The organism is Thalassovita litoralis (genome assembly GCF_900182725.1).
GTDB lineage: Bacteria > Pseudomonadota > Alphaproteobacteria > Rhodobacterales > Rhodobacteraceae > Thalassobius > Thalassobius litoralis.
In genome coordinates this window covers 1-1,405 of the sequence record NZ_FXTO01000078.1, presented here as the reverse complement: position 1 = coordinate 1,405, position 1,405 = coordinate 1, and the positions used below count along the sequence as shown (strand labels likewise).

The 1,405-nt window shown below is 64.8% G+C and carries 1 protein-coding gene; it reads right to left on the bottom strand.

The genetic code is table 11. The features are described from left to right. Window positions 1-69: 69 nt before the first annotated feature. Complete coding sequence (locus FN828_RS20415) at window positions 70-1,266, bottom strand: IS256 family transposase (protein WP_142495134.1); 1,197 nt, start codon at window positions 1,264-1,266, stop codon at window positions 70-72. Window positions 1,267-1,405: the final 139 nt, after the last annotated feature.

Below are 1,405 nucleotides of genomic sequence, written 5' to 3'. Positions count from 1 at the left end.
TGGGTAGTGTCCCGGGAGATGGTGTAGGAACTGGCGTCCACCTGCTTCTTCATAGCTGGTGCTGCTCGTTCACTGCGCGGCGATCATCGTCGCCGCGCCGGTATCGTTGCACACGGCCGTCAGCTTTTCCACCGGCATGTAGCGGCGGGAGACGGCCCATTCATCGTTTTGCTCCAGCATGAGCGCGCCGACCAGCCGGATGACGGCTTCGCGGTTGGGAAAGATGCCGACGACATTGGTCCGCCGCTTGATCTCCTTGTTGACGCGTTCCAGTGGGTTTGTGCTGTGCAGCTTCGAGCGCAGGCTCTCGTCGAAGGCCATGTAAGCCAGCACGTCATGCTCCGCCTCATCCATCAGCTCGGCAACATCGCGGAACCGGTCCCGCAGGCTGTCGGCGACCTCACGCCAGCGGGCATGGGCCTGGTCGCGGTCCTTCTCGGCGAAAACGGTCTTTACCACCGCGCTGACCACCGGCTTGTGGGTCTTGCCCACGCGGGCCAGGAGGTTGCGCTGGAAATGCACGCGGCAGCGCTGCCAGCCGGCACTGAGCACCTTGCGTGCGGCAGCTTTCAGGCCCTCATGTGCGTCGCTGATCACCAACTGCACGCCCCGCAGGCCGCGCCGAGTAAGAGACCGCAGGAAGTCGGCCCAGAACGTCTCGGCTTCCGAGGGCATGACGGTAATCCCCAAGATCTCGCGCCGCCCGTCTGTATTGACCGCCACAGCCACTATCACCGCCATCGAGACGATCCGCCCGCCCTCACGCAGCTTCACATAAGTGGCGTCGAGCCAGAGGAAGGGCCAATCGCCTTCGAGAGGCCGGTTCAGGAACGCCTGCACCCGCTCGTCGATCTCCTCGCAGAGCCGCGAGACCTGGCTCTTGGAGGTGCCCGTCAGCCCCATGGCGCGCACCAAGTCATCGACAGCGCGCGTGGAAACACCATGGATGTAGGCCTCCTGGATCACTGCCATCAGCGCCTTCTCCGCCGTCCGCCGTGGCTCCAGGAAGGTCGGAAAATAGCTGCCCTTGCGCAGCTTCGGGATGTTCAGGCCGATGGTCCCCGCCCGGGTATCCCATTGCCGCGGCCGGTAGCCGTTCCGCTGGTTCTCCCGGTGCGGGCTGCGCTCGCCATGGCCCGCACCGCAAACGGTGGCCACCTCGATATCCATCAGCCGCTGCGCGGCATCCTGGATCAGCTCGCGCAAGAAATCCGCGTCATCGCTCTTGGCGATCATGCCCGGAAGGTCGATCATGTTCTCGGTCATCGTGCTCTCCTTCGTTGTCGTCGGTCTTCGAACAACCTCAGACTACGAAGAAGCGCGATGGCCGCCAGCCCGGCCGCGCGCTGCGCTACGCCAAGGGCTTCGCGCGCGGCCTCTTACACCACCCCACGGGGCACTACCG

Excerpts from the sequence above, each read along its gene's own strand:
- FN828_RS20415 (WP_142495134.1), bottom strand. The coding sequence starts at position 1,266 with ATGACCGAGAACATGATCGACCTTCCGGGCATGATCGCCAAGAGCGAT.